This is a genomic window from Rhizobium sp. USDA 4016 (assembly GCF_056279705.1).
Genome location: NZ_JBWCCY010000004.1, coordinates 2,158,216 through 2,178,048, shown reverse-complemented (window position 1 = coordinate 2,178,048; position 19,833 = coordinate 2,158,216). Strand labels below are relative to the sequence as shown.

At 61.8% G+C, this 19,833-nt stretch carries 19 protein-coding genes and 1 pseudogene; 16 read left to right on the top strand and 4 right to left on the bottom strand.

All coding sequences use genetic code 11. The features are described from left to right. Nucleotides 1–82: 82 nt before the first annotated feature. The 11 genes and pseudogenes from nagZ to ACZ9DP_RS25985 form a co-directional block, all read left to right on the top strand. Nucleotides 83–1,096, top strand: a complete 1,014-nt coding sequence (gene nagZ / locus ACZ9DP_RS26035; RefSeq protein ID WP_476203999.1) for a beta-N-acetylhexosaminidase — start codon at nucleotides 83–85, stop codon at nucleotides 1,094–1,096. A 20-nt stretch (nucleotides 1,097–1,116) separates the two neighbouring features. Next, nucleotides 1,117–1,977: a segregation and condensation protein A gene (locus ACZ9DP_RS26030; protein ID WP_476203998.1), complete on the top strand. Its 861-nt coding sequence runs from the start codon at nucleotides 1,117–1,119 to the stop codon at nucleotides 1,975–1,977. Then, nucleotides 1,977–2,690, top strand: coding sequence for an SMC-Scp complex subunit ScpB (gene scpB, locus ACZ9DP_RS26025; RefSeq protein WP_476203997.1), 714 nt, complete (start codon nucleotides 1,977–1,979; stop codon nucleotides 2,688–2,690). The genes ACZ9DP_RS26030 and scpB overlap by 1 nt, the downstream gene beginning before the upstream one ends. Before the next feature lie 187 nt (nucleotides 2,691–2,877). Next, nucleotides 2,878–3,069, top strand: coding sequence for a twin-arginine translocase TatA/TatE family subunit (locus tag ACZ9DP_RS26020; protein WP_074067775.1), 192 nt, complete (start codon nucleotides 2,878–2,880; stop codon nucleotides 3,067–3,069). 51 nt (nucleotides 3,070–3,120) lie between these two features. Next, nucleotides 3,121–3,774: a Sec-independent protein translocase protein TatB gene (tatB, locus tag ACZ9DP_RS26015; RefSeq protein WP_476203996.1), complete on the top strand. Its 654-nt coding sequence runs from the start codon at nucleotides 3,121–3,123 to the stop codon at nucleotides 3,772–3,774. Further along, nucleotides 3,771–4,598 carry a twin-arginine translocase subunit TatC gene (gene tatC, locus ACZ9DP_RS26010; protein ID WP_194729565.1) on the top strand — a complete coding sequence of 276 codons (828 nt, stop codon included), beginning with the start codon at nucleotides 3,771–3,773 and terminating at the stop codon, nucleotides 4,596–4,598. Before tatB ends, tatC begins: the two co-directional genes overlap by 4 nt. Before the next feature lie 101 nt (nucleotides 4,599–4,699). Continuing rightward, nucleotides 4,700–5,983: a serine--tRNA ligase gene (gene serS, locus ACZ9DP_RS26005; protein WP_476203995.1), complete on the top strand. Its 1,284-nt coding sequence runs from the start codon at nucleotides 4,700–4,702 to the stop codon at nucleotides 5,981–5,983. Nucleotides 5,984–5,987: 4 nt separating this feature from the next. Next, nucleotides 5,988–6,755: a 5'/3'-nucleotidase SurE gene (gene surE / locus ACZ9DP_RS26000; protein WP_476203994.1), complete on the top strand. Its 768-nt coding sequence runs from the start codon at nucleotides 5,988–5,990 to the stop codon at nucleotides 6,753–6,755. A gap of 6 nt (nucleotides 6,756–6,761) precedes the next feature. Next, nucleotides 6,762–7,415: a protein-L-isoaspartate(D-aspartate) O-methyltransferase gene (locus ACZ9DP_RS25995; RefSeq protein WP_074067785.1), complete on the top strand. Its 654-nt coding sequence runs from the start codon at nucleotides 6,762–6,764 to the stop codon at nucleotides 7,413–7,415. Between the two features lie 172 nt (nucleotides 7,416–7,587). Next, the gene (locus ACZ9DP_RS25990; RefSeq protein ID WP_476203993.1) at nucleotides 7,588–9,171 is read left to right on the top strand and encodes a peptidoglycan DD-metalloendopeptidase family protein; all 1,584 of its coding nucleotides are present in this window, start codon (nucleotides 7,588–7,590) and stop codon (nucleotides 9,169–9,171) included. Between the two features lie 346 nt (nucleotides 9,172–9,517). Then, a pseudogene (locus ACZ9DP_RS25985) lies at nucleotides 9,518–9,694 on the top strand (transposase); the annotation flags it as partial. Between the two features lie 257 nt (nucleotides 9,695–9,951). On the opposite strand, the gene ACZ9DP_RS25980 reads toward ACZ9DP_RS25985, so the two are convergent. Then, the gene (locus ACZ9DP_RS25980; protein ID WP_194729569.1) at nucleotides 9,952–10,824 is read right to left on the bottom strand and encodes an ATP-binding protein; all 873 of its coding nucleotides are present in this window, start codon (nucleotides 10,822–10,824) and stop codon (nucleotides 9,952–9,954) included. Nucleotides 10,825–11,035: 211 nt separating this feature from the next. On the opposite strand from ACZ9DP_RS25980, the gene yajC reads away from it, so the two are divergent. The 5 genes from yajC to ACZ9DP_RS25955 all read left to right on the top strand — a co-directional run bounded on the left by yajC (nucleotide 11,036) and on the right by ACZ9DP_RS25955 (nucleotide 15,746). Then, nucleotides 11,036–11,383: a preprotein translocase subunit YajC gene (gene yajC / locus ACZ9DP_RS25975; RefSeq protein ID WP_022715367.1), complete on the top strand. Its 348-nt coding sequence runs from the start codon at nucleotides 11,036–11,038 to the stop codon at nucleotides 11,381–11,383. Nucleotides 11,384–11,426: 43 nt separating this feature from the next. After that, nucleotides 11,427–13,958 carry a protein translocase subunit SecDF gene (gene secDF / locus ACZ9DP_RS25970; protein WP_476203992.1) on the top strand — a complete coding sequence of 844 codons (2,532 nt, stop codon included), beginning with the start codon at nucleotides 11,427–11,429 and terminating at the stop codon, nucleotides 13,956–13,958. 3 nt (nucleotides 13,959–13,961) lie between these two features. Then, the gene (locus ACZ9DP_RS25965; protein WP_074067794.1) at nucleotides 13,962–14,348 is read left to right on the top strand and encodes an Mth938-like domain-containing protein; all 387 of its coding nucleotides are present in this window, start codon (nucleotides 13,962–13,964) and stop codon (nucleotides 14,346–14,348) included. A 17-nt stretch (nucleotides 14,349–14,365) separates the two neighbouring features. Further along, nucleotides 14,366–15,202: a phytoene/squalene synthase family protein gene (locus ACZ9DP_RS25960; RefSeq protein ID WP_372417350.1), complete on the top strand. Its 837-nt coding sequence runs from the start codon at nucleotides 14,366–14,368 to the stop codon at nucleotides 15,200–15,202. A gap of 73 nt (nucleotides 15,203–15,275) precedes the next feature. Continuing rightward, nucleotides 15,276–15,746: a hypothetical protein gene (locus tag ACZ9DP_RS25955; RefSeq protein ID WP_476203991.1), complete on the top strand. Its 471-nt coding sequence runs from the start codon at nucleotides 15,276–15,278 to the stop codon at nucleotides 15,744–15,746. A 3-nt stretch (nucleotides 15,747–15,749) separates the two neighbouring features. Here the strand turns inward: ACZ9DP_RS25955 and trmFO are convergent, their stop codons facing one another. The 3 genes from trmFO to ACZ9DP_RS25940 form a co-directional block, all read right to left on the bottom strand. Next, complete coding sequence (gene trmFO / locus ACZ9DP_RS25950) at nucleotides 15,750–17,183, bottom strand: methylenetetrahydrofolate--tRNA-(uracil(54)-C(5))-methyltransferase (FADH(2)-oxidizing) TrmFO (protein WP_476203990.1); 1,434 nt, start codon at nucleotides 17,181–17,183, stop codon at nucleotides 15,750–15,752. A 270-nt stretch (nucleotides 17,184–17,453) separates the two neighbouring features. Next, nucleotides 17,454–19,127, bottom strand: a complete 1,674-nt coding sequence (locus tag ACZ9DP_RS25945; RefSeq protein ID WP_476203989.1) for a GNAT family N-acetyltransferase — start codon at nucleotides 19,125–19,127, stop codon at nucleotides 17,454–17,456. Nucleotides 19,128–19,257: 130 nt separating this feature from the next. Then, a complete protein-coding gene (locus ACZ9DP_RS25940) occupies nucleotides 19,258–19,749 on the bottom strand; it encodes a hypothetical protein (protein WP_039844726.1) in 492 nt (163 codons plus the stop codon). Between the last annotated feature and the right edge of the window lie 84 nt (nucleotides 19,750–19,833).

The following is a 19,833-nucleotide window of genomic DNA, read 5'->3' as shown; positions in this document are numbered from 1 at the left end:
GCCGCTTTTTTTGTGTGCTGCTTTCCTGTGAATGGCGCTTGACCTTACTCGCAATTCCCCGACAGGCCTCTATGATTCGGACATGACCGAATCAAAAGCGATGATCCTGGGCTGTAGCGGCCTGTCACTCACCCCTGAAGAAAAGGCCTTCTACAAGGCTGAGCGGCCCTGGGGCTTCATCCTCTTCGGCCGCAATATCTCCGAACCGCAGCAAATCGCCGATCTCGTCGCCGAAATGCGCGAAAGCGTCGGCTGGCACGCGCCTGTGCTGATTGATCAGGAAGGTGGTCGCGTGCAGCGCATCCGCCCACCGATCCTGCAGCACTATCCCTCCGGCCAGGCGCTCGGGGATATCTACCGGCGCAATCGCGAGCAGGGGTTGCGCGCGGCATGGCTGATGTCGCGGTTGCACGCCTTCGATCTTCTCAAATTCGGCATCAATGTCGATTGCCTGCCTGTTCTCGACGTGCCGGTCGAAGGCAGCAGCAGCGTCATCGGCAACCGCGCCTATGGCGGCGATCCGAAAACCGTCGCCGATATGGGGCGTGCCGCGGCCGAGGGGCTGAAGGCCGGCGGGGTGCTGCCGGTGATGAAGCATATGCCGGGCCACGGCCGCGGCTTTGCCGATTCCCACCACGAACTGCCGGTTGTCACGGTCTCGCGCGATGAACTGGAAGCGCACGACTTCCCCCCCTTCATCGCCATGAAGGACGAGCTTGCGGCAATGACCTGCCACGTCGTCTTTACGGCGATCGATCCGGACAATCCGGCGACGACCTCCAGCAAGCTGATCGACGGCGTGATCCGAAAGCGCATCGGTTTCAAGGGCCTGTTGCTTTCCGATGATACGTCGATGAACGCCTTGGCCGGGACAATCGGTGAGCGGGCTGCAAATATCATTGCAGGCGGATGCGATATCGTGCTGCATTGCAACGGCCATATGGACGAGATGCAGCAGGTCGTGGCAAACACGCCGGTATTGGCGCATGCCGCGCTGGAGCGGGCAAATGCCGTGCTGGCGGGCTTCCCAAGAGTCGACCAGGCGGACGAGGCGGCGATCCGCGCCGAATTCGACGGAATGTTCGCAACCGTCTGAGCGATGGAAGAGAGGCAGAGGTGAACACGGTCAAAGGCACAGAGTGGACACAGGCGGCGGCAACGCCGATGGACACGCTTTGGCAGGACAATGGTGCCGACCGCGCGAGCCATGAGCCGGCGCTGGTGATCGACGTCGCCGGCTTCGAAGGCCCGCTCGATCTCCTCCTCTACCTCGCCCGCAACCAGAAGGTCGATCTTTCGCGCATTTCGGTGCTGGCGCTTGCCGAGCAGTATCTGCAGTTCATCGAAACCGCTCGCCGCATCCGCATCGAGCTTGCCGCCGATTATCTCGTGATGGCGGCGTGGCTCGCCTATCTCAAGTCCCGCCTGCTGATCCCACAGCAGGTCAAGGACGACGGTCCCTCCGGCGAGGAGATGGCCGCAACGCTTGCCTTCCGCCTGAAACGCCTCGAAGCCATGCGCGAGGCTGCAAGCGGGCTCGTCAACCGCAACCGTCTCGGCCGTGATATCTTTGCCCGCGGCGCGCCTGAGCATATTCCGGACCGGCAAAAATCCGCGTACGAGGCAAGCCTTTACGATCTCCTGACCGCCTATGCGTCGCTCCGCCAGCGCCAGGCGGTGACCCAGGTCACGATCGCGCGCCGCACCGTCTGGTCCCTGACCGATGCCCGCGAACTGCTGACGCGCATGATTGGCGACATCGGCGGCTGGACGGTGCTGGAGCATTACCTGCTGCGTTATCTGGCATCGCCGGAAGAGCGCGTCACGGCAATCGCCAGCGCCTTTGCCGCCTCGCTTGAACTCGTACGCGAGGGCAAGCTGGAGATCCGACAGGACGCCGCCTTCGAGCCGCTTTATATGCGCCGGGGACCGAAGCATGCGACCCTGCAGGTCGTCGAGCAGGAGAGGCCCGCTTGATGGATTCCAGAGACGATATCGGCCGTGGTGAAGGCGAGGGCGCTTTCCACGAGAATTTCCAGGCGGAGATGGAGGCCGAGCGCATCGCCGAGGCCCTGGTCTTTGCTTCCTCGCAGCCGGTTTCCGAAGCCTTCATCGCCGATCGCTTGCCGAGAAATTTCAACGTTCGCGCCGTCATGCTCCGGCTCAAGGAGCAGTATGCGCCGCGCGGCGTCAACCTTATCCAGGTGGATGATGCCTGGGCCTTTCGCACCGCCGCCGATCTCTCCTTCGTCATCCGCCGCGACGACAACGAGGTCAAGAAGCTGTCGCGTGCCGCCCTTGAGGTTCTGGCGATCATTGCCTATCACCAGCCGGTCACCCGCGCCGAGATCGAAGACATCCGCGGCGTGCAAACCTCACGCGGCACGCTGGACGTGCTGATGGAAGCAGGCTGGGTGCGCTTCCGCGGCCGCCGCCGCACGCCCGGCCGGCCGGTGACGCTCGGCACGACCCGCGATTTCCTTGATCATTTCGGCCTCGAGGAACTTCGCGACCTGCCCGGGTTGGAGGAGCTGAAGGGTGCCGGCCTTCTTTCCGGCCGCATTCCCGCGAATTTCAACATCCCATCGCCCTTGATGAGCGACGAACTGACCGAGGACGAGGATCCGATCACGCAGGTGGACCTTGAGGAATTGGGCCTTCTCGCGCCCGGCGGCGCCTCCGAAGATTAGTGTCATCCGGTCTTTGTTTTGACACCGACGACGAAAACAATAGAGATCACTATAATTCGATACCCGGACGACTTGTCATTATGGGCGAAGCCGTGACATTAAGCGTCAATTCAAGGGGAGTTTCGATATTGGAAACGATGTCGGAAACTCTTACATCGAAGAAAGATCGCAACAGGGAGTATGCGTAATGGGTTCTTTTAGCATGTGGCACTGGTTGATCGTTCTGGTCATCGTGCTGTTGCTGTTCGGCCGCGGTAAGATTCCGGAGCTCATGGGCGACGTTGCCAGGGGCATCAAGAGCTTCAAGAAGGGCATCAACGACGAAGAAGCGCCGGACACGGCGAAGACCGTCGATCACAAGGCCGACGAACCGAAGTAACAAGTCCGGGAACGGGTGGCTTTTGCCCCGCTTCCCCTCCAGGAGCCTTGAATGTTCGATATTGGCTGGACCGAGTTGCTTGTCATCGCGGTCGTGTTGATCGTCGTCGTCGGTCCGAAGGATCTGCCGCCGATGCTGCGCGCTTTCGGCAAGATGACGCAGCGTGCCCGCAAGGTCGCCGGCGAATTCCGCGCCCAGTTCGACGAGGCGTTGCGGGAGGCGGATCTCGATGACGTGCGACAGACGATCAGCGATGCGCAGCGGCTTAATCCGGCAAACAGCCTGCGCGAGGCGATGAACCCGCTTCGCCAGATGGGCAACGACATCAAGGCCGACCTGCAGAAGGCAACGGCGGTCGAAAACAAGACCGAAGCGCCGCCGGTTACCGTGCCGGCGCCGTCGATGAGCCTGCCCGAAACGCCGCCTGTCGTCGCGCCGGCTCCGGAAGCGGCGTCCGCACCAGCCGTCGCCGAAAAGCCGAAGGCCGTGCGCAAGCCGCGCGCTGCCGCCGAAAAGGCGCTGCCTGGGGCTGCAACCGGGGCTGCTCCTGCTGCAAAGCCGAAGCGTGCGGCTGCTGCAAAGACCGCCGCCGCCGCGACAGAACCGGCCGCAGCAACAAAGGCTGCGCCAGCAAAGCCTGCTTTGGCAAAGAAGACTGCAGCCGCTCCGAAGAAGACGGCGATGAAGAAGAAGGACGAGGCATGAGCGGTGATATCGAAGACAAGCCGCAGCCGTTGATCGAGCACCTGATGGAGCTGCGCACGCGGCTGATCTGGGCGATCGGCGCGTTTTTCGTCGCCTTTGTCGTCTGCTTCATCTTCGCCAAGCATCTCTTCAACGCCCTGGTTTACCCTTACAAATGGGCAGTCAGCTGGGCCGGCCTCGATGTAACGAAGGCGCAGCTCATCTATACGGCTCCGCAGGAGTTCTTCTTCACGCAGGTGAAGGTCGCGATGTTCGGCGGCCTTGTGATCGCCTTCCCAATCATTGCCGCGCAAATCTACAAGTTCGTCGCCCCCGGCCTCTACAAGAACGAGCGTGCGGCCTTCCTGCCGTTCCTGATCGCATCGCCGGTCCTGTTTCTGCTTGGAGGCGCACTCGTCTATTTCTTCTTCACGCCGATGGTCATGTGGTTCTTCCTGACCATGCAGCAGGCGCCGGGAGAGGGCGATGTCGCGATCTCGCTGCTGCCAAAGGTTTCGGAATATCTGAGCCTCATCATGACGCTCGTCTTCTCCTTCGGTCTCGTGTTCCAGCTTCCGGTCGTCACGACGCTGCTTGCGCGCGTCGGCCTGCTCACCTCGCAGTGGCTTGCCGAGAAGCGCAAGTTTGCGATCGTGCTCGCCTTCGTCGTCGCCGCCGTGCTGACGCCGCCCGATCCGATGTCCCAGATCGGCCTTGCACTGCCGACGATCCTTCTCTACGAGATTGCCATCTACGCTGCGCGAATCGTGGAGCGCCAGCGGTCCCGACAGGCGGTCGAAGAGGCGGACGGGTCTGCGGACGTTGCCAAGACGGACAGCGTCTGAGCGGTTCTCCGAAATTCCCTCCTGAACGCATGCAAAATATCCGGTCGAGGCCCGGTCAGGCTTTGGCCGGGTCATGTCCTTCGTAACGACCCGGAACGACAATGCTCGATATCAAATGGATCCGTGAGAATCCCGAGGCGCTCGATGAAGCACTGGCCAAGCGCGGTGCGGAGCCCTTGGCCCAAAGCCTCATAGCTCTCGATGAGAAGCGCCGCTCCGCCGTACAGAAGGTGCAGGACCTGCAGTCCCGCCGCAACGCCGCCTCCAGGGAGATCGGCGCGGCGATGGCGCAGAAGAACAGCGAGCTTGCCGAAAAGCTGAAGGCCGAAGTCGCCGAGATGAAGGTTTCGCTGCCGGCGGCCGAAGAGGAAGACCGCCAGCTGACGGCCGAGCTCAACGACGCGCTGGCGCGCATTCCGAACGTGCCCCTCGACGACGTACCGGTCGGCAAGGACGAGCACGACAACGTCATCGCTCGCACGGTCGGCGAAAAGCCGCGCTGGAACCACATGCCGAAGGAGCATTTCGAAATCGGCGAAACCCTCGGCTACATGGATTTCGAACGTGCCGCCAAGCTTTCCGGTTCGCGATTCACGGTGCTGACAGGACCGCTTGCGAGGCTCGAGCGGGCGCTCGGTCAGTTCATGATCGACCTCCACACGACGGAACATGGCTATAGCGAAGTCAGCTCGCCGCTGATGGTGCGCGACGAGGCGGTGTTCGGCACCGCACAGCTTCCAAAGTTCGCGGAAGACCTCTTCAGGACGACGGACGGCCGCTGGCTGATCCCGACGGCTGAAGTAACGCTGACAAATCTGGTCTCGGGTGAGATTCTCGAGCAGGAAAAGCTGCCGCTCCGCTTCACCGCGCTGACCCCGTCCTTCCGTTCTGAGGCAGGTTCGGCAGGGCGCGATACGCGCGGCATGCTGCGCCAGCACCAGTTCTGGAAGTGCGAACTCGTGTCGATCACCGATGCCGAGAGCTCGATCGCCGAGCATGAACGCATGACGGCCTGCGCCGAAGAAGTGCTGAAGCGCCTCGGCCTGCATTTCCGCACGATGACGCTCTGCACCGGCGACATGGGCTTCGGCTCGCGCAAGACCTACGATATCGAGGTCTGGCTGCCGGGGCAGAACGCCTATCGCGAAATCTCGTCCTGCTCGGTCTGCGGCGATTTCCAGGCGCGGCGCATGAATGCGCGCTATCGCGGCAAGGATGACAAGAGCACGAAGTTCGTTCACACGCTGAACGGCTCCGGCACCGCCGTCGGCCGCTGCCTGATCGCAGTGCTCGAAAACTACCTGAACGAGGACGGCTCGGTGACTATCCCCGACGCGCTGCTGCCCTATATGGGCGGTTTGACGAAGATCCAACGGGCGGCCTGAAGCGATGCGCATTCTGCTCACCAATGACGACGGCATCCATGCCGAAGGTCTCGCGGCACTTGAGCGGATTGCGCGCACCCTTTCCGACGATGTCTGGATCGTCGCGCCGGAAACGGATCAGAGCGGCCTGGCTCATTCGCTGAGCCTTTCGGAGCCGCTTCGTCTGCGTCAGGTGGCCGACAAGCATTTCGCGCTCCGCGGCACGCCGACCGACTGCGTCATCATGGGCATCAAGCAGGTGATGGACATCAAGCCTGACCTCGTGCTTTCGGGCGTCAATTCAGGCTCGAACGTCGCCGACGATGTCACCTATTCGGGCACCATCGCCGGCGCGATCGAAGGCACGATGCAAGGCGTGCGCTCCTTTGCGCTGAGCCAGGCCTATAGCTATTCCGACGGCGCGCGCATCGTGCCGTGGGAGGTCGCCGAGGCCCATGCGCCGGCGCTACTCGACAGGCTGATGACGGTCGACCTGCCGGAAGGCACTTTCCTCAACCTCAACTTCCCGAACTGCCGTCCGCAGGATGTGCAGGGTGCCGAAGTCACAGCCCAGGGCAAGCTCGCCTTCAACCTGCAGATCGATGCGCGCTCCGACGGCCGCGGCTTGCCCTATTATTGGCTGAAGTTCGGCGAGCGTGGCGGCGCCTTTACAGAGGGCACGGATATTCACGCGCTGAAGCATAATAAGATTTCGGTAACACCTTTGAAACTGGATCTGACCGATTATTCCGTGAAGGACCGCGTGGCGCGGGCGCTTTCAGGTACGGAGTAGGACGTTTTGACGGCACGGCTGGTCGAGAAGGAAGGTTTTGCGGCACTCGTCTTGAGGCTGCGGGCGGAGGGTATCTCAGACATCGATCTCCTGACTGCCGTCGAGCAGACGCCGCGCTCGCTTTTCGTGCCGCCGCAATTTTCCGACGACGCCTATTCCACCCGGACGATCCCGATCGAGTGCGGCTCGTTCCTGGAAGGCGTCGATCTTGCCGTCCGCATCCTGCATCTTCTGAAGGTCAAGCCCGGTCAGCGTGTGCTCGAAGTGGGTACCGGCAGTGGCTTCACCGCAGCTGTCATCGGCCGCATCGCCGAGCGCGTGCTGACGATCGACCGCTACAAGACGCTGACGGCCAATGCGCAGCGCCGCATGGATCAGCTCGGCCTTCGCAGCATCGTCGTCCGGCAAGCCGATGGCAGCAACGGCCTGCAGGGCGAGGGGACTTTCGACCGCATTCTGGTGACGGCTGCTTTCAATTCCATGCCGCGCTTTTATGCGGACCAGCTCGTCTCCGGCGGTTCGATGATCGCGCCGCTGATGATCTCCGAGGGCCAGTGCCGCATGGTCCGGCTGACGAAGACCGGCAGCCGCTTCGAGCGCGAAGAGCTTTTCGACGTACCTTATTTGCCCATCGTGCCGAGATTGGCTTCCCAGCTCTGAGGCCATTTTGGCGAGCATTTCCAGTGTGTCCGGCGGCTATGATTTCTCACCCGCAAAACTATGGTTATCAATTCCTCAAAAAAATCGCACTGATTCCAGCGCTTTAACCGGGTGGTAACACTAACGCGCTTTAATATACCCACGAATGGTTGAGTTATGAGTGGGTCGAGTCATGCGTTTTAGCGTTTCGCCAAAGTTCGGAAAGCCGGCCGGCAATCTCTTGTTTATTGCCTTGCTGGCAAGCACCGCAACGGGCTGCAGTTCGGATGTGACCCGCTTCGGCGGCCTCTTTGCCGGGTCGGGCCAGGATCAGATGACGACGGGTTCTGTACCGAGGCGGAACATGAGTGGCTCGCAGGGCGATCCGGTCCCGAGCGCCGATCTTCAGTCCGGAATGGCTCAGCCCTCATACAATGCCAGCAATGACGCACTGAATCAGCCTTATCCGGCGACGACCGGAACGACAAGCTCCAGCGCGCGCCTTGCGTCTGCTCCAGTTTCTGTCCAGCGCACCGAACTTGCCGCGCCGACGGGCGCATCCCCCGCGCCGTCGCGCGAAAAGCAGATCGCCATGGCGCAGCCGTTCCCTTCCGGCTCGCAGGCTCCCCGCCAGAGGCAGGCTGCTCCGAAGCTGGCTGCGCCCGATCCGATGACGACAGGCACGACGCCGAAGGTGTCCGGATGGTCGGCGGCCAACGCGCCTGCTGTCCTGGTGCGTCCGGGCGAAAATCTGGCAACGCTCGCCAACCGCTACGGCGTTCCCGAAAAGGAAATCCTCCGCGTCAACAACATGAAGTCGGCCGCTGCCATCAAGCCGGGCGAAACGATCCTCATCCCGACCTTCAACGGCGGCAGGAATGCTGCCAAGGCTTCCGCGCAGGCCGCCGACCTTTCCAAGACCGGTAAGCTTCCGCAGCCTTCGAAGACGCCGGACCAGAATCTCGCGGTGTTGCCGGGCGCAAACGCTGCTCGCGACAAGTCGCAGGCAAGCGCGGATGCTGCCGCGGGCAAGATTGCGGCCGGTGCCGGAAAGGACCCGAATGCGGGCGGCGGCACTTACACGGTCAAGCCGGGCGATTCCCTGGCCAAGATTGCCAAGGCGACCGGCACGAAGATCGATGATCTCAAGGCTGCGAACAACCTTTCCGCAAGTTCGATCCGCATCGGCCAGACACTGACGATCCCGAACGGTTCTAGTTCCGCCGATCAGACGAAGACTGCGTCCATTCCGGCCAAAGCCGAACCGAAGCCTGCTGCTCCGGCCGCAGTTGAAACGGCGTCCGCTCAGCCGGCCGCCTACCAGGCGCCGGTCGCAACGCAGACCGTCGACGAAGTCGAGAAGAAGTCCGATGTCGCCTCCGCAGCCCCCGAATCGACCGGCATCGGCAAATATCGCTGGCCGGTGCGCGGCGCCGTCATCGCCGCTTACGGCGCGAACGTCAATGGCAGCCGCAACGACGGTATCGACATCTCGGTGCCGCAGGGCACGCCGATCAAGGCCGCCGAAAACGGCGTGGTCATCTATGCCGGTAACGGTTTGAAGGAGCTCGGCAACACCGTCCTCATCCGCCACGACGACGGCACGGTGACCGTCTACGGCAATGCCGACACGCTGAGCGTCGCCCGTGGCCAGAAGATCCAGCGCGGCCAGACCGTCGCCGTCTCCGGCATGAGCGGCAGCGTCAAGCAACCGCAGGTCCACTTTGAAGTCCGCAAGGACGCCTCGCCGGTCAATCCGATCACCTTCCTCGAGTAGGTAAAGCGTCTCGGGGAAGTGCAAAAGCCCGGCTGACCGCCGGGCTTTTGTCGTTTGTGCGCCAGGCATGGCGCGTGGTGTGCGAACACCGTTTGGCCGGGGTGGTATCCGGCCGATGACTTGGAGGTGAGAGTCCTCTGCGGGCCCTGGTGATGGGAACCGTTAGCTGAACAGCAAGGGCGTTGCCGCGAGGCGGGGTCTGAAGGAAGCTGTAGGCAAAGTGCCGGCCTGACGAACAGGAAGCGCATAGGTAGTGTGCTGAAGGTTCTGCAAATTCCGAAATGGGGGCGGTCATGGCAAGCTGGTGATGTTCAAGCCACCTGATTCCCTGATCAGGAACGTCGCCATGACCAAGACGGAAAGTAAGACAGTCAGCGCCGCAGTCAAAGACATTCTTGTTTCCAATCCCGATGGCCTGCGGGAAATCATCCGCGTAATGATGCAGGAAGTGCTGGAAGCCGAGATGGAGCAGGCTTTGGGCGCTTCGAAGAGCGAACGCACCTCGGAGCGGCTGGGCTACCGGTGAAGGGCCGAACATGTCGACGGAGGCCGGACCGCTTTTCCGACCGCCTTGAGCAGATGCCTCGCAAGAGGGCCTAAGCCGGAGGTAGCGGGCGGAACCCGCGAGATAAGGCTGGGCGCTTGTAGGGCGGCGGGCATTGGGGACCATGAAACCGAGCGCGACATGAACCGCCGTGTACGGAACCGTACGCACGGTGGTGTGGGAGGAGGGACGCCGCAAGGCTCCCTCCTACCCGATTGCAGCAGCCGTAGCTCGGCTCAGTCGCGGGCGAGCACGACGCGCATGCGCCCTGCGAGATCCTGGATGTACTGCCATGCGACACGCCCGGAGCGCGCACCGCGCGTGGTCGCCCATTCCAGCGCTTCCGCATGCATCTTCTTTCGATCGAGCGTCAGCTTGAAATGCTCGGCATAGCCGTCGATCATCGTGAGATAGTCTTCCTGGCTGCATTTGTGGAAGCCGAGCCAAAGGCCGAAACGGTCGGAAAGCGATACCTTCTCTTCGACGGCCTCGGATGGATTGATCGCGGTCGACTGCTCGTTCTCCATCATATGCCGCGGCAGCAGGTGGCGACGGTTGGAGGTAGCGTAGAAAAGCACGTTGTCCGGCCGGCCTTCGATGCCGCCGTCCAGCGCTGCCTTGAGCGACTTGTAGGCGGTATCGTCATGGTCGAAGGAGAGGTCGTCGCAGAAAACGATGACGCGATGCGGCACCTCCTTCAGGATATCAAGCAGGGTCGGAAGGCTCGCAATGTCCTCGCGATGCACTTCCACAAGCTTCAGCGAAACGCCGCTTTCGCGCCGCACGTCCTCATGCACGGCTTTGACCAGCGACGACTTGCCCATGCCGCGCGCGCCCCAGAGCAGCACGTTGTTGGCGGCAAATCCCTCGGCAAAGCGCACCGTGTTTTCGTGCAGGATGTCACGCACGTGGTCGACGCCGCGGATGAGCTTCAAGGCAACACGGTTCGGCCGCGCGACGGGCTGCAGATGCGTGCGGGCAGGCGACCAGACGAAACAGTCGGCGCCATTCCAGTCGTTGACGCCGGGCGCCGGGCCTGCCAGCCGCTCGACCGCATTGGCAAGCCGCCTCAGCTCCTGCAAAATGACGCTGTTCAATTCTTCGGCCATTGCATGTCCTCCTGAATTTCCTGCCGCGGCATGCGCGCCCGAGGGTTTCGACGCGCAGTAGCATGGCCTTTCCACAGCGGAAAGGTTATGAGACAGGGGAATCGGTACGCCCGCAGGCTGTTTTTGTTGCATTCGTTCTTGCCGCAACTATAGTCCGGCCACCCGAAAAAGAGAGGCGGATATACGCCGCCCGTAGTTGAGGAGCTTATCCATGTTCATCACCCCGGCATTTGCCCAGGCCGCACCGGATGCCGCTGCGTCGCCCTTCGGCTCCGGCTTCGAAATGATCATCCTGTTCGTGCCGCTGATGGTCGTCTGGTACTTCCTGCTGATCCGTCCGCAGCGCGCCCAGGCCAAGAAGCGTGCAGAAACCTTAAGCGCGATCCGCCGCGGCGACCAGGTCGTCACGGCCGGTGGCCTCGTCGGCAAGGTAACGAAGGTCGTCGACGACAAGGAACTGGAAGTCGAAATCGCTGAAGGCGTGCGCGTTCGCGTGGTCCGCAGCGGCATCGCCGACGTTCGCGTGAAGGGCGAGCCCGTAAAGGCAGACGCCGCGTAATTCCGGCAGGCAGATCAGCCGGATCAGAGGTGTCGAGACTGAAATGCTCCATCTTTCCCGTTGGAAAACAGTTCTGATCTGGCTCATTGTCTTTGTGGCGGCGCTCGGCGCCGCCCCAAATCTTTTCACGGACGTCTCGCTGCCGGGCTGGATACCGCACAAGCGGGTGGCTCTCGGCCTCGATCTTCAGGGCGGTTCGCATATCGTGCTGAAGGCGGAGCGATCCGACATCGTCAGGAAGCGGCTCGAAAACACCGTTGCGAGCGTGCGCGGCAGGCTGCGCGAAGCGGGAATTCGCTATACGGGCCTTGCCGGCAATGGGCAGACCATTCAGGTCCGCATCACCGATCCGAACCAGATCGATCGGGCCGTCAGCGTTCTGACGCCGCTGATAGCTGCGGCAACCGGAGCCCGGGATCCCGACGTCACGCTCTCGAAAGGCAATGACGGCCAGCTGACGCTGCAAATCACCGGCAAGGCGATAGGCCGAAGCCTGTCGGCGGCGCTCACACAATCGGTCGATATCGTTGGCCGCCGTGCCGTCGAGGCAGGCGGGATCGATCCTGTCATCCAAACCCGCGGCCCGGATCGATTGTCCGTGCAGGTGCCGGGTCTCGCCGACCCGCAGCGGTTCAAGGATCTTTTGAGCCAGGATGGCCGGCTTTCCTTCCACCTGATCGATAGCAGCATGTCGCCGCAGGATGCGATGAGCGGCACCGTGCCGGCGCGCTCGCGGATCGTCTATTCGCAGGACGACCCGCCGAACGCCTTTCTTGTAGAGCGCACGGAAGTGCTGTCGTCGGCCGATCTGAGCGATTTCCAGGTCGAGCCTGGCAACGACGAAGACAGTTCCATCCTGACCTTTCGCTTTAATCCCGAGAGTGCCAGGCGATTTGCCGAGCTGACGCAGAACAATGTGGGGCGGTCCCTCGCGATCCTCCTGGACGATCAGGTCATTGCCGCGCCCGATATCCGCGAACCGGTCATCGGCAATAGAGGCGAGATACCGCTCAACTATTCGCAGGAAGAAACGGAAGACCTCGCCGCAATCTTGCGCTCCGGGGCGCTTCCCGTAACGCTGACGATTGTCGAGGAGCGGACGATCGATCCCGGTCTCGGCGCCGGATCCATCCTCTCCGGCCTCGTCGCAGGGTTTGTCGGCGCCGTTTTCGTGATCGGCCTGATGGTAGCGTTCTACGGTATCCTCGGTGTGATTGCCGGCGCTGCGCTTGTGGTCAACATCATGATGATCCTTGCGATTCTCAGTCTGTCGGGAGCGCCGCTGACCTTGCCGGGTGTTGCAGGCATCGTGCTGACGATCGGCATTGCAGTCGATGCCACCGTTCTGATCTACGAACGCATCCGCGAAGAGGTCAAAGGCGGCGCGCATCTCGATCAGGCGATCGGCGTAGGTTATTCCAGAGCCTTTATGACCGTCGTCGATGCCAATATCACGACCTTGATTGCCGCCGCGATCCTCTTCTACCTCGGAAGCGATGCGATACGCGGCTTTGCGGTCACGCTTGCGATCGGCATTCTAACGACGGCGTTCACTGCCTTCCTCTTCACACGCCCGCTGGTCGTTGCCTGGGTGCGCCACCGCCGCCTCAAGCATCTGCCGAAGAGCGTCCACACCGATCTCTTCGACGGCACGAACATCCGCTTCATGGGCATCCGCCGCTACAGCTTCACCGCGCTTGCGGCCCTTTCGCTCGTTTCCATGCTGGCCGTAACGACGATTGGCATGAATCTCGGCATCGATTTCACGGGCGGCTCCGTCATCGAAGTGAGATCCAAGCAGGGACCGGCCGATCTTGAGGATATCCGTTCGCGGCTGAGCCAACTGAATATAGGCGATATCCAGGCCAGGCGCCTGCGTGATGCCTCAAATGCCATCATCCGCATTGAAGCGCAGGGCGGCGGCGAAAATGCCGAGCAGTCGGCAATCACCCTCGTGCGCAGCGAGCTTGCGGACCAGTATGATTTCCGCCGCGTCGAAGTCGTCGGCCCCGCCGTTTCCGGCGAGCTGACGAAGACGGCGACGCTCGGCGTTCTTGCTTCGCTTGCGGCGATCCTCGTCTACATCTGGTTCCGCTTCGAGTGGCAGTTCGCCGTCGGCGCCATCATCGCGACGCTGCACGACGTCATCCTGACGCTCGGTTCCTTCGTCGTCACCGGGATCGAATTCAATCTGACGAGCATCGCCGCATTGCTTGTGATCGTCGGCTATTCGCTGAACGACACCGTCGTCGTTTACGACCGCATGCGCGAAAACCTGAAGCACTTCAGGAGGATGCCGCTACCGATCCTGATCGACGCCTCGATCAACCAGACGCTGTCGCGCACGATCCTGACGTCTGCCACGACGCTGCTTGCGCTGCTTGCGCTCTACCTCTTCGGCGGCGAGGTCATCCGCTCCTTCGCCCTCGTCATGCTTTTCGGCGTTGCCGTCGGAACCTTCTCCTCCATTTATATTGCAGCACCGGTACTGATCCTCTTCAGGCTTCGCCCGAAGACCCTCGACGAGAAAGAGGATGGGGCCACCGATGAAAAATCCGGAAAGGCCACAGTGTAAGCCATGGCTAAAGGCATCGAAATCCGCGAGGCCCATTTCCCCGGCCGCGCTCCCGTCGACACGTACGGAAATGGCGGCTTCCGCTTTGCCGATATGTCGCATCGCGGCTCCATCCTCTGCCTTCCATCCGGCATCTACGGCTGGGACATGGACATGTCGAAGGCGCTCTCCGTCGAGAGTTTCCGGAGAGTGCTGGATGAGGCAGATGACATCGAGGTTCTGCTCGTCGGGACAGGCACCGAGCTTCGCCGCTTGCCGCCGGAGCTGAAGGATGCCCTGAAGGCCCGCGGTATTTCCTCCGACCCGATGAGCACGGGTGCTGCCGTCCGCACCTTCAACATCATGCTCGCAGAATCGCGCGCCGTCGCGGCGGCCCTGATCGCGGTCTGACAATGACGGACAAACCGATGAGCAACCAGGAGATCTGCCTGGCGATGCTGCGCGACAGCGACCGCGATCGCTATCTCGCCTGCCTTTTGTCTCCGCAGGACAAGCGCGGCGCACTCGCAGCCCTTTACGCCTTCAATGCCGAACTCGCCCGCATCCGCGATCTCGTGCACGAGCCGCTGCCCGGTGAGGTGCGCATGCAATACTGGCGCGATCTGCTGGAAGGCAGCGCCCACGGCTCGACCGAGGCCAATCCTGTTGCCGCATCCTTGCTGAGCGCGATCGAGGCCCACCGCCTGCCGCGCCAGACGCTCATCGACATGATCGATGCGCGCATCTTCGATCTCTACGACGATCCGATGGAAACGCGCACCTCACTCGAAGGCTATGCCGGAGAGACGGCCTCCGCGCTGATCCAGCTGGCAAGCCTCGTCTTGTCGGCGGACGAGGCGGCGAAATCCGCGGAGGCCGCGGGCCATGCCGGTGTCGCACAGGCTATTGCCGGCATGCTGCTGCTGATGCCGCTGCACCGCCATCGCGGCCAGCTCTATATTCCGCTCGAAATTCTGAGCGCCACCGGACTCGATCGCGATAGCTTTTTGGCGGGCAAGGACAAGGCGCGCATTTCCGCTGCTATCGAAGCCTTCGTCGGTCTTGGCCGCGATCATCTCGCAAAGGCCCGTGCGGTCGTGCTCCCGCCCGCCATTTTCCCAGCCTTCCTGCCTGTGACGCTTGCCGAGCCAATGCTGATGAAGGCGCAGAAGGCTGGTGCTGCACTGTTTGATCAATCGCTGCAACAGCCGCAATGGCGCCGTCAGCTCGGCATGACGCTGGCGCTGATGCGCAAGAAAATCTGAATCTGTTCAAATTCGCGCAAGGCTCGGGCACTATAAGCGGACAACCGCTAAGCCTGAATCGGAGAAAACGGCGTTGAGCATGATCGTCTGGTCCGTCATTTTTGCCCTTGTGGTCTTCCTGGCCTTCGTCGCGACCCGTTTGGCGGCGCAGAACAAGGATGAGGAGGGCTTTCACGATACCGGTCTCGCGATCCTGGAATTCAATCGTGCCTTCCCGCACGAGGCGATCCGCCAGCTTCAGGCGACGGCCGACGGTCAGGTGGTTTTCGTGCGACTGCACGACAACAAGGCGGGCTTCATGCGCAATATGCACCGCCACTTCTCCTGCCATGTGCTGGACCCGGGCAGGGTGCGCGTCGTCAGTTCGGAAACGGGAAGGGGCCTGGTCATCGATTTCCTCGATCACCCGCATCACAACGGCGTTTTCGAATTCGCTTCCGCCAAGGAGGCGGCCGAAGTTTCGCTCTGGCTGCTCGGCAATTACGTCGCCGACGCAGACCTTGCGCTGCCGCCGACCGAAAGGCCGGCAGCCAACAATCAGTAAAACTCAGGCGCTCTCTGCAAAGGGCGCGCTCTGGCCGAGCCATGCGGCGCAATCGGCAAGCGCGCGCTTGGCGATCAGCTGCCGCTTCAGGATGGTCTTGTCCTTGCCGCGGAAGCGTTTGACGCCCTCCGGCTTGACGATCGAGCCGGGCTGCAGGTCCGGAAACAGGCCGAAATTGATGTTCATCGGCTGGAAGGAGCGCTTGCCCGGTTCCTCGTCGGTGACGAGATGCCCGCCGGTGATATGTCCAAGCAGCGAACCCAGAGCCGTGGTCGCCGGCGGCAGCAATACCGCTTCGCCCTTGCGTTCGGCGGCGGCGAAACGCCCCGCCATCAGCCCGACGCTGGCGCTTTCGACATAGCCCTCGCAGCCGGTGATCTGGCCGGCAAACCGCAGCCCCGGCCGCGACTTCAAGGTCAGCGACGGATCGAGCAGCGTCGGCGAATTGATATAGGTGTTGCGGTGCAGGCCGCCGAGGCGGGCGAATTCGGCGTTCTGCAGGCCCGGGATCATCCGGAAGATTTCCGCCTGCGCGCCGTATTTCAGTTTCGTCTGGAACCCGACCATGTTGTAGAGCGTACCGAGCGCATTGTCCTGACGAAGCTGCACGACGGCATAGGCTTTGACGGATGGATTGTGCGCGTTGGTCAGCCCCATCGGCTTCATGGGCCCGTGGCGAAGCGTCTCGCGACCGCGCTCCGCCATCACTTCGATCGGCAAGCAGCCGTCGAAATAGGGCGTGCCTTCCCACTCCTTGAAGCCGACGGTGTCGCCAGCGATCAGCGCATCGACGAAAGCATTATACTGCTCCTCGTCCATCGGGCAGTTGATATAGTCCTTGCCGGTGCCGCCGGGACCGACCTTGTCGTAGCGCGACTGATACCAGCAGATGTCCATGTCGATGCTGTCGCGATAGACGATCGGTGCAATCGCATCGAAGAAGGCAAGCGCGTCCGCACTCGTTTCTTCCTGGATTGCCGCAGCCAGTGACGGCGCCGTCAGCGGTCCGGTGGCGACGATGGCCAGATCCCACTCCTTCGGAGGCAGCCCGGTCACTTCCTCGCGAACGACGCTGACGAGCGGATGGTCGTCGATCACCTTCGTCACTGCGTCGGAAAAGGCCTCGCGATCGACGGCGAGCGCCCCGCCCGCTGGAACCTGATGCTTGTCGGCGCAGGCCATGATGAGCGAGCCTGCCATGCGCATTTCGGCGTGGATCACGCCGACGGCATTGCTCGTCGCGTCGTCGGAGCGGAAGGAATTGGAGCAGACGAGCTCCGCAAGGCCGTCGGTCTTATGCGCATCCGTGCCGCGCACGCCACGCATTTCGTGCAGGATGACCGGCACGCCGGCATTGGCAATCTGCCATGCGGCCTCCGAGCCGGCGAGCCCGCCGCCGACGACGTGGATAGGGGAATAGGAAGAGGTCTTGTTCATGCGCGGCTGATATCACGCCCGGCGCGAACAGGGAACTCCCGGCGTGAAAAAGCCGAACCAGGCGGCAATGCCACAAGATACCGATCCCGAAATTGTGGCTGGCGATTGCACCAGGGGATCGTGTGTCGCAGTCGTCGAGGAATTGCCCAGCACTTCCTCCTTGGTGTGGATTCCGTCGAATCCATAGGCTCTCTGGCGAGCGCCACGCGGATCTCGTGACGCGCGTGCCAGTCTATATCGGTGCGGCAGTCTCTGTGAAAAAGCATGGCCTCATGCCGGCACCAGTTCCGTCGCTCCGCACTCGAATTTTGCCGAAACCCTGCCGGTCTGGTTCCGTCGCGACGTCTTCTGCCGTTTGCTTGCAGCAACCGGCGCCGCTGCGGCTTGTTCGGTTTCGCTGACGATCCGCCGCAAAGCCTCGCGCGACTTTTCAGCGAATTTCCGCTGCACTGGATTGTCGTAGTTATATTGCTCGACCATGGCGAAGACGCGTGCAGCCTCCGGCTGGCGGCCCGCCGCCGCCAGTGCCACGCCTTGCTTGTAGTGCGCCTGCGCGTCGTAGGGCGAGCGTTCGATGATGCGGCCGAAAGTCCTCGCAGCCTCCTCGTAGCTGCCGAGCGCGAGTTGCGTGTCTCCAAGACGCAGATAGACCGGATTCGGGTCGTCAATGCGGCCGATAAGCGCCGTGAAGCCGGCCTCGGCTTCGTGCAGCTTGCCCTTCTCGAACATCAGGCTCGCCAGCCCGAACTCCGCACCCATATGGCTGGGGACGGTTTCGAGAAGCTGCCGGAACGCCGCTTCGGCAAAAGCTTTGGCGCCGTCGCGGTACATCTGCAGCGCCTGGTCGTAGACGAAGGGGATGCTGCGGGGATGGATCACGTCACCGAGATTGCGGCCGCTGCGCGTGCGGAACAATGTGCAGCTGATCCGGCGCTCGTCGGGGCCGAACATGTATTTATAGGGCTCGTTACCGCGCAGGAAGTCGTATGTCTTGAATCCGTCCGCTATCGCCCTGCGAATGCAGTAGCCATGCAGGATGAGGCCGGGCGAGGGCGTCTTCCAGGTCTCGTCGCGGCCGGTGATGTAAAAGAGGATCGACTTCTTCTGCCGGTCGACGATGTTGGCCAGTGCGCCGAGCGGCCGGTCGCCGTACCACATCACCGGCACATCGAGATTGCCGTCCTTGAAGCTGTCCATCAGCAATTGGCGCGTCGCGCCGATCAGCCGTTCGGTGCGTTCCTTGCCCTTCCGCCCAATCCACTTCGTGCGCCACAGCTCGAAGAGAATATCGAGGTCGCGGTCGATGGTTTCCGGCGTCGCCATCGTGATGCGATAGTCGTCGTCGCTCTCGACCTTGCGCAGGAAGCGCCGCAGTTTCTGGCGCGTCTGGCTGCTCATCTTCTGTTCCAGATAGTCGTCAAAGCTCGGTGGCAGCGTGACGACCGGGCAGATGCAGTTGTCTATGTTCTCGGGATTTTGCGGGGAGCTGTCGCGGAACATCACCTCCGGCCCCTGCAGCGCGCGAACCAGTGCTTCGCGCCGTTGCGGAGGGCCGCTGAAATATTCCAGCTTCAGATGCGTCCAATTCTGCCGTTTCAGATAGGCGGCAAATCCGGCGATCGCGTGCTGCTCATAGTCCGGCTGCGCGATGAAGCCGGTATAGTCGGCCGAAAAATTGCCGGCCATGATGATCTCGTCGAAAAAGACGCCGGTCTTCTTGTCATGCTGGGTGGTGACACGCAGAGGAAAGAAGGCGACGTAGGGAGAGCGATCCTCCCGTTCGCGCAGCGCTAGGATGAACCAGCGTTTGCGATGAAAAAGATAGGACTTGAGCCATATCCAGGACAGGAAGTGTTGCGCATGAGGATCGTCCATATAGACCCGATCCCAGTCTTCGCGGACAGCCTCGAAGCCGGCCTCGGTGTCGATCACGTCAATGCGCATGGTCCCCTCCCAATACCCATAACACATTCGGGAGGCTTCATTCTAAGGGCAAATGCAGGGCTTCAAATATGCCGTTCGGATGAAACGTTTGTATTAAATGTGATTAGCCGCCGGGGGTTAGGAGCAGGGGCTAAAGCTCGCCGGATACATGCGAGCTTGCGTTGATGAAGCTCCAGAGCGATTGGCTGATCGAGACGATCTCGGCGATCGATTTCTCCAGCGCCGCAATCTCCTTTTCGTCGAGTTGCTCGACCTTGCCGTAGCTGATTTCCTTGTCGTCCTCGACGAAGCGCATCAGTTGCGTGCCGGAGATCTGGCCCTTGTCGTCGAAGGAATAGATGCAGTGGTTATACTTGTTGCGCATCTTGGATTCCTTCTTCATGCGCGACATGGCGTGAAGAACGGCCTTGCGGTCTGCTGCTGGCGTGGAATGCAGCTTTGCGAGGCGCTCGACCAGGTCAATCCTCGCCCGTGTCGTGTTGAGCGTCAGGAACACGACGATCGCCGCGTCCTTCTGGATTTTGAGAAGGTGGGCAATGATGTAGATCAGCAGGCTTTCCGTATTGGTCCAGACATAGTTCAGGCGGCCGACCCGCAGCAGCACGTCAGACATAGCCGCCATGAAAGCCTCCCTCCGTCGATCCTCTGGTGAAACGATACTTCAGATCGCCGTGAGAGGCTTTTGTTTTCTTTTGCTGACTGCTGC

Excerpts from the sequence above, each read along its gene's own strand:
- nagZ (WP_476203999.1), top strand. The coding sequence starts at position 83 with ATGACCGAATCAAAAGCGATGATCCTGGGCTGTAGCGGCCTGTCACTC.
- scpB (WP_476203997.1), top strand. The coding sequence starts at position 1,977 with ATGGATTCCAGAGACGATATCGGCCGTGGTGAAGGCGAGGGCGCTTTC.
- ACZ9DP_RS26020 (WP_074067775.1), top strand. The coding sequence starts at position 2,878 with ATGGGTTCTTTTAGCATGTGGCACTGGTTGATCGTTCTGGTCATCGTG.
- tatB (WP_476203996.1), top strand. The coding sequence starts at position 3,121 with ATGTTCGATATTGGCTGGACCGAGTTGCTTGTCATCGCGGTCGTGTTG.
- tatC (WP_194729565.1), top strand. The coding sequence starts at position 3,771 with ATGAGCGGTGATATCGAAGACAAGCCGCAGCCGTTGATCGAGCACCTG.
- serS (WP_476203995.1), top strand. The coding sequence starts at position 4,700 with ATGCTCGATATCAAATGGATCCGTGAGAATCCCGAGGCGCTCGATGAA.
- surE (WP_476203994.1), top strand. The coding sequence starts at position 5,988 with ATGCGCATTCTGCTCACCAATGACGACGGCATCCATGCCGAAGGTCTC.
- ACZ9DP_RS25990 (WP_476203993.1), top strand. The coding sequence starts at position 7,588 with ATGCGTTTTAGCGTTTCGCCAAAGTTCGGAAAGCCGGCCGGCAATCTC.
- ACZ9DP_RS25980 (WP_194729569.1), bottom strand. The coding sequence starts at position 10,824 with ATGGCCGAAGAATTGAACAGCGTCATTTTGCAGGAGCTGAGGCGGCTT.
- yajC (WP_022715367.1), top strand. The coding sequence starts at position 11,036 with ATGTTCATCACCCCGGCATTTGCCCAGGCCGCACCGGATGCCGCTGCG.
- secDF (WP_476203992.1), top strand. The coding sequence starts at position 11,427 with ATGCTCCATCTTTCCCGTTGGAAAACAGTTCTGATCTGGCTCATTGTC.
- ACZ9DP_RS25965 (WP_074067794.1), top strand. The coding sequence starts at position 13,962 with ATGGCTAAAGGCATCGAAATCCGCGAGGCCCATTTCCCCGGCCGCGCT.
- ACZ9DP_RS25960 (WP_372417350.1), top strand. The coding sequence starts at position 14,366 with ATGAGCAACCAGGAGATCTGCCTGGCGATGCTGCGCGACAGCGACCGC.
- trmFO (WP_476203990.1), bottom strand. The coding sequence starts at position 17,183 with ATGAACAAGACCTCTTCCTATTCCCCTATCCACGTCGTCGGCGGCGGG.
- ACZ9DP_RS25945 (WP_476203989.1), bottom strand. The coding sequence starts at position 19,127 with ATGCGCATTGACGTGATCGACACCGAGGCCGGCTTCGAGGCTGTCCGC.
- ACZ9DP_RS25940 (WP_039844726.1), bottom strand. The coding sequence starts at position 19,749 with ATGGCGGCTATGTCTGACGTGCTGCTGCGGGTCGGCCGCCTGAACTAT.